A 6,515-nucleotide genomic window follows, 5' to 3' on the forward strand; every position below is an offset into this window, starting at 1 on the left:
AAAACACAATAAAAAATGAGGGAAAACATGCGAATTAAAGTCTTGCTTGGTGCTGCTGCATTACTAACTTTAGCAGGATTTATACACCATGCCAAATCGATCATGATCACATTAATGACGCAAACTAATTCAAATTTCACCTTAAAGTGTTAGCTGAAATGTTTTTTCAAAGATTCTTCACTTCTGAAAATAACGAAACTAATTATACTCTTTCGAAAATCATCGCATCCACTATAGTTTGCATTTTGTCTGGCAAACAAACCTCATAAACAAAAGAGTTTTTAAATAAAAAATAGGATTTGAATCACAATTATCACTTTTTTATTTAGCATCTCTCAAAAATGACGACGTCGTCATATTAAAAACCAAACAATTTATTTATAACAATAGAGCATCACTTTTCTCACACTATTATTATTTTTAGCCGTCAAGCGTTACAAAGAGAACGGTTTACTTACAAAAACGACGTTTAATGTTGACGTCAACATTATAGCCAACATCCAGAATGAGGTTATTAGAATATGAGTACCCTACCTGAAAAAATGAAAGCTGTTGTATGTCATGGCCCCCATGATTACCGCTTTGAAGCGATTAAAAGACCAACACCAGGATTTCGTGAAGTGGTCATCAAAGTAGACGGATGCGGTATCTGTGCAGGTGACTGTAAAGCGAATGATGGCGCTCAAATGTTCTGGGGTGAAAACCCATGGATCAAAGCCCCTGTCGTACCAGGACACGAATTTTACGGACGCGTTGCTGAGCTGGGCGAAGGTTCTGGCGAAAAATATGGTCTGAAAGTAGGTGATCGTATTTTAGCGGAACAAATCGTGCCTTGCTGGGAGTGTCGTTTCTGTAAGTCAGGCAAGTATTGGATGTGCGAAACCCATGATATTTACGGCTTCCAAAAAGAAGTTGCCGATGGTGGGATGGCGGAATATATGCGTTTTTCTGAGCGTGCCATTATTCACAAAATTCCAGATGAGCTTTCAGAAAACGATGCGGCGTTAATCGAGCCAATGGCCTGCGCTATCCATACCGTTCGTCGCGGTGATATCGATTTAAATGACGTTGTCGTTATCGCAGGCGCAGGTCCACTGGGTCTGTGCATGATCCAAGTCGCGAAACTCAAAACCCCGAAAAAATTAGTTGTTATCGATGCTATCGATGAACGCCTTGAATTAGCGAAGAAATTTGGCGCTGATGTGGTGATCAACCCACTGAAAGAAGATGCCATCAAACTGGTGAAAGAGATGACCGAAGGTTACGGTTGCGATGTGTACATCGAAGCGACTGGCGCTCCAATCGGCGTGACTCAAGGGTTAGAAATGATCCGTAAATTGGGTCGCTTCGTCGAGTTCAGCGTTTTCGGTAAAGAGACCACCGTAGACTGGTCAATTATCGGTGACCGTAAAGAGTTAGATATCCGAGGTGCTCACTTAGGCCCATACAGCTACGAGGTCGCCATTGACCTATTTAGCCGCGGGTTAGTATGTGCTGACGATATCGTTACCCACTTCTACTCAATCGATGATTGGGAAGAAGCATTTGTTATGGCGAAATCGGCAGACTCTATCAAAGTCGTTATCAAGCCATAATGCTGTTGTAGTGCAATATAGTGAAATGCAATATCAGCATAATTAAAGTAAGTCATTAATAATCATAAATATTAGCAGTACCCTATAACACTAAAGGCTCTTTAGGAGAACATCTTATGTTGAGTAAATTTAAAAAGTTAGCTGTTGCAGCAAGCATTTTAACACTGGGCATGGCTTTTAACGCGACAGCAAAACCGGTTTCTGTCGGAATGTCGTTTCAAGAACTGAATAACGAATATTTCGTGACCATGAAAGAGGCTTTAGAAAGCGCAACAGGTGAAATGGGCGCTCAACTTTATATCGCTGATGCGGCACACGATGTCTCAAAACAAACCAGCGATATCGAAGATATGCTTCAGAAAAAAATCGATATTCTGCTGATTAACCCAGCAGATAGCGTGGGTGCAGAAACAGCTGTATTAGCTGCGAAAAAAGCGGGTGTCGTGGTGATTGCAATCGATGCACAAGCTAACGGTCCAATCGACTCATTCGTGGGTTCTAAAAACTACGAAGCAGGTCTAATGGCGGGTAAACGTTTAGGTGAATCATTAGGTGGTAAAGGCGAAGTGGCTATCCTTGATGGTATCCCTGTCGTGCCAATCCTTGAGCGTGTTCGTGGTTTTGAAGCCGCCATGAAAGAGTATCCAAACATCAAGATTGTGACCAAATTAAACGGTAAACAAGAGCGTGATACTGCGATGAACGTCACTGAAAACATGCTGCAAGCTAACCCTGGCTTGAATGGTATCTTCAGTGTGAACGATGTGGGTTCTTTAGGCGCATTAGCGGCAATCGAATCTGCGGGTCGTGATGTGAAACTGGTGAGTGTTGATGGTTCTCCTGAAGCCGTCGCTGAAATTGCCAAAGGTAATTCACCGTTTATCGCTACTTCCGCACAATTCCCACGTGACCAAGTACGTATTGGTTTAGCCATGGGCTTAGCAAAACACTGGGGAGCTAACGTACCTAAAGAAGTTCCTCTGGATGTTAAGTTAATCGATAAAACCAATGCTAAAGATTTCCATTGGTAATCAGCAATTAATAAAGTAAATAAGTAAGTCGAGCTCGGTATTGCGCCTACGGATTATTCCCCGGCGCAATACTCTTAATAAAAATGAATGACACTCTGTTTATTGGAAAGCATTTCACTTTCCAACTCGCTTTGTTACCCATTTTTAAGCGGTAAAGAAAATAAGGGAAGCAACATGATGCAATTGTTAGCATTAAAAGATGTCAGTAAAACTTTCCCTGGGGTTAAGGCGCTAGATAATATTAATCTCTCTTTAGAAAAAGGAGAGGTACACGCACTGCTGGGTGAAAATGGTGCGGGTAAATCAACGCTAATGAAAGTGCTGTGTGGAATTCATAAACCAGATAGCGGGAAAATACTTATCGAAGGCGAAGAGTACACCTTCCATAATTATCGTGATGCCATTAAAGCGGGCGTCGGTATTATTTTCCAAGAGTTTTCGTTAATCCCTTATTTAAATGCTTTTGAAAATATCTTTTTAAACCGGGAAATTAAAAATAAATTTGGCTTATTAGATAGAAAGCTGATGCGTGAAAAAGCGCAGATAATCCTATCTGAGTTGGGCGTTAATATTGATATTGATGAACCCATTAGTCATTTAAGTATTGCTGAACAACAATTTGTGGAAATTGCCAAAGCGCTTTCTCTGGATGCCAAAATATTGGTACTAGATGAGCCAACGGCAACATTAACCCCCAAAGAAGCCAATCACCTATTTGATGTGATGCGTGACCTGAAAGCAAAAGGCGTCGGCATGTTCTTTATCTCTCACCACTTGGAAGAGATTTATGAAATTTGCGACACCATTAGCGTATTGCGAGATGGTCAATATATTGGATCCCGTAAGGTGGATGATACCGACCTTGATGTGATCATCGAAATGATGGTGGGTCGTGAAGTCGAAAATATCTACCCGCCAAAACGTCATTTTGATGGACAAGAGGTCATTCTCGACGCTCAAATTCAACGGTTTGCTTCTAGCCCAACCAATCGCATTCAATTGAAAAAAGGCGAGATCCTCGGTCTTGCAGGCTTAGTCGGCTCTGGCCGCACTGAAAATATTCTCGCCATGATGGGCGCGGATAAAGCCTACAAGAAAAAAGTGGTTCTAGAGGGGCAAGAAGTCAAAATGAAATCTGCGGCACAAGCGCTCCAGTTAGGCATTGGACTTTTACCTGAAAGCCGTAAAACCCAAGGTTTGGTTTTGCCATTCTCAGTTAAAGAAAATATTTGGCTAAATAACCACGCTCAAAAACTGTTCTTAATTCAAAATAAAAAAGAACATTTGTTATCTCTTGATTTAATTTCGCAAGTCAAAGTTAAAACACCAGAAGCAGATACAGCGGTTTCAACGCTTAGCGGTGGAAACCAACAAAAAGTGGTGATTGCACGTTGGCTGAATAAACAAGCCAAAATTCTTATTTTCGATGAGCCTACACGGGGTATCGACGTCGGAGCAAAATCAGAAATCTATCAATTAATGCGTTCACTTACCGAAAAAGGGATCTCAATTATTATGATTTCCTCAGAGCTGCCTGAAGTTATTGGCGTGAGCGATCGGGTTTTGGTGTTTCGAGATGGTGAAGTTGCTGCTGAATTAAGTGGGGACGAGATTAACTCAACCCAGATTATGTTACATGCGGCCGGCAATATTATATAGGATCATGACTATGTCTAACCAAAGTACAATTCCACTAGCGAAGAATAAATTTAATTTTGCCAAATTAACCAAGATACCGGCATTTTTACCTCTCGTTGGGTTAATTATTTTATTTGCTTGCATGTCCATTTTTAATGAGCATTTTTTAACGGTAAATAACTTATCTACTATTGCCCGCCAAGTTTCTATTAATGCAATCATTGCTATCGGGATGACATTTGCCATCTTAACCGGAGGGATCGACCTTTCCGTTGGGGCGGTGATGGCGCTATCTGGTACATTGATGGCTGGATTAATGAAATATTATGGTATGGATCCTTCCATTGCCATTGCTCTGGGTCTGTTATCTGGTATCGCGTTTGGATTTATTAATGGGATTTTAACTGCTTACGGTAAAATGCCGCCAATTATCGTGACCTTAGGCGCCATGATTATTGCGAAAGGCTTAGCGCTAATTTACACCGGTGGCTACCCTATTTCTGGCTTACCTCAAGAGTTTGCTTTTTGGGGTCGTGAAGAATTGATGGGAATTCAAGTACCTATCCTGTTAATGCTGGGTCTGTATCTAATTTTTTATGTGGTGCTTAATCATATTCCATTCGGTCGCTATATTTATGCCATTGGCGGTAACGAAGAGGCTGCGCGTTTAAGTGGTATCCGCGTTGAGCGCTATAAAATGTTGGTGTACGTCATCAGTGGTTTCACTGCGGCATTTGCCGGGCTGATTTTTACTTCTCGCGTTATGAGCGGACAGCCTAATGCCGGTGTCGGTTTTGAGCTTGATGCCATTGCAGCCGTGGTTTTGGGTGGCGCTTCTATCGCAGGTGGTCGCGGGATGATCATCGGTACGTTGATCGGCGCAATGATTTTAGGCGTGCTAAACAATGGCTTGAACCTGCTAGGTATCTCACCGTACGTTCAATATATTGTAAAAGGCTTAATTATCTGGGGCGCAACCTTAATTAGCTCAATGAAGCGTTGATTTTCACGCTGTTACGAAAAACAACAAATAAGGATTTCATGATGAAATCCTTATTTTTTTAATCGTAAGTCACAAGTTTTCCATTGACGAAAATTTGCTTGGAACCCGTTTCTTTAGTGGTACCACCTTCTATCTCTGCAAACAGTAATTCCGCTGTTCGTTTACCTAAATAAACTGAGTCATGGTGAACGCCTGAAATCGATAAATGATAAGTATCAGCATAAGGCGGTAAGTCCACCGAGAAATAACGGCAAGATAATCCGAGTTCAGAAATAATTTTGTACATCCCCGCGGTAATAATTCCGTTTAACCCCACGATATACATATTGGGTGTATAGAGTTCTTTTATTTTATCTCTTAAATACTCTTCATCTTTCTTACTAAAAATATAACTACTGTACAGAACATGAATATTTTTACGGTTGGTAAATTGGTCATAAATACCCGCTAAGCGTGAAAGACTAATTTCAGAATGCTCAGGCCCTGAGACAATTAAGGTATTTTCGCTGCGTTGCTGATTGAGATATTTACCGGTTAATGCCCCGATTTCAAAGTTCTTCAAAAATAGCCCAGGGTAATCTTTGCCATAAATAGAACGGTCAACAAAAACCAGAGGGACTTTATGCTGATCAATCAGTGATAAATAACTCGGTTGATAGGCTTTATCGTCACGCACAGGCGAAAGTAAAATACCGCTAGCCTTATAGCTGACTAAGGTTTCAATAGCCGTTTGCTCGGCTTTTTCATCGCTATCGGTATCAAAGATCATCACCTGATACCCTTTCTCTTTCGCTAAGCGGGAAACCGTCTGGATTAATACAACATAGAACGGGTTAAAGGTACTGTCCGTAACAACCCCAATAATGCGGCTATTTTTATTCTTTAAATTCCGAGCAAATACATTGGGGACATAATTTAATTCTTGCGCGATAGCGAGTATTTTTTCTCGCGTCTCTTTTTTTACCAATTCTGGGTGATTAAAAGCTCGAGATACCGTAATATCGGTCACATTCGCGCGTTTGGCGATATCAATGATGGTTGTTGAACTATCTTGTTTAGTCATATTTGTGCTAGTCAACCTGTAATGATTATTGTATTTGGTAGGGTATAGCGTGTTCTGTTGATGTCGCTGCTGAATAAGAATTGCGATTAATCCATTATACCTGTTTATCATTGAAGATAAATCAGTTTTCTTTCTTATACATCAAACCAATAGCATCTTATGCCTAATATTCTTAATTTGAATCA

At 40.8% G+C, this 6,515-nt stretch carries 5 protein-coding genes; 4 read left to right on the top strand and 1 reads right to left on the bottom strand.

Features of this window, described 5'->3' with window-relative positions; all coding sequences use genetic code 11:
* The first annotated feature begins 521 nt into the window (after window positions 1–521).
* From JK188_RS15765 to JK188_RS15780, 4 genes are all read left to right on the top strand, one after another.
* Window positions 522–1,595: a zinc-binding dehydrogenase gene (locus tag JK188_RS15765; protein ID WP_211886576.1), complete on the top strand. Its 1,074-nt coding sequence runs from the start codon at window positions 522–524 to the stop codon at window positions 1,593–1,595.
* Between the two features lie 170 nt (window positions 1,596–1,765).
* On the top strand, window positions 1,766–2,626 hold the full coding sequence (locus JK188_RS15770; protein WP_414153954.1) for an ABC transporter substrate-binding protein: 861 nt from the start codon (window positions 1,766–1,768) through the stop codon (window positions 2,624–2,626).
* Window positions 2,627–2,800: 174 nt separating this feature from the next.
* Entirely contained in the window at window positions 2,801–4,285 is a 1,485-nt protein-coding gene (locus JK188_RS15775) for a sugar ABC transporter ATP-binding protein (RefSeq protein ID WP_036954047.1), read from the top strand.
* 10 nt (window positions 4,286–4,295) lie between these two features.
* On the top strand, window positions 4,296–5,267 hold the full coding sequence (locus tag JK188_RS15780; protein ID WP_036954045.1) for an ABC transporter permease: 972 nt from the start codon (window positions 4,296–4,298) through the stop codon (window positions 5,265–5,267).
* 58 nt (window positions 5,268–5,325) lie between these two features.
* Here the strand turns inward: JK188_RS15780 and JK188_RS15785 are convergent, their stop codons facing one another.
* A complete protein-coding gene (locus JK188_RS15785) occupies window positions 5,326–6,330 on the bottom strand; it encodes a LacI family DNA-binding transcriptional regulator (RefSeq protein ID WP_211886580.1) in 1,005 nt (334 codons plus the stop codon).
* Between the last annotated feature and the right edge of the window lie 185 nt (window positions 6,331–6,515).

The organism is Providencia sp. JGM181 (genome assembly GCF_018257375.1).
Lineage (GTDB): Bacteria > Pseudomonadota > Gammaproteobacteria > Enterobacterales > Enterobacteriaceae > Providencia > Providencia lanzhouensis.

Bases quoted from the DNA above. Each gene is read 5' to 3' on its own strand.
- JK188_RS15765 (WP_211886576.1), top strand. From the start codon at position 522: ATGAGTACCCTACCTGAAAAAATGAAAGCTGTTGTATGTCATGGCCCC.
- JK188_RS15770 (WP_414153954.1), top strand. From the start codon at position 1,766: ATGGCTTTTAACGCGACAGCAAAACCGGTTTCTGTCGGAATGTCGTTT.
- JK188_RS15775 (WP_036954047.1), top strand. From the start codon at position 2,801: ATGATGCAATTGTTAGCATTAAAAGATGTCAGTAAAACTTTCCCTGGG.
- JK188_RS15780 (WP_036954045.1), top strand. From the start codon at position 4,296: ATGTCTAACCAAAGTACAATTCCACTAGCGAAGAATAAATTTAATTTT.
- JK188_RS15785 (WP_211886580.1), bottom strand. From the start codon at position 6,330: ATGACTAAACAAGATAGTTCAACAACCATCATTGATATCGCCAAACGC.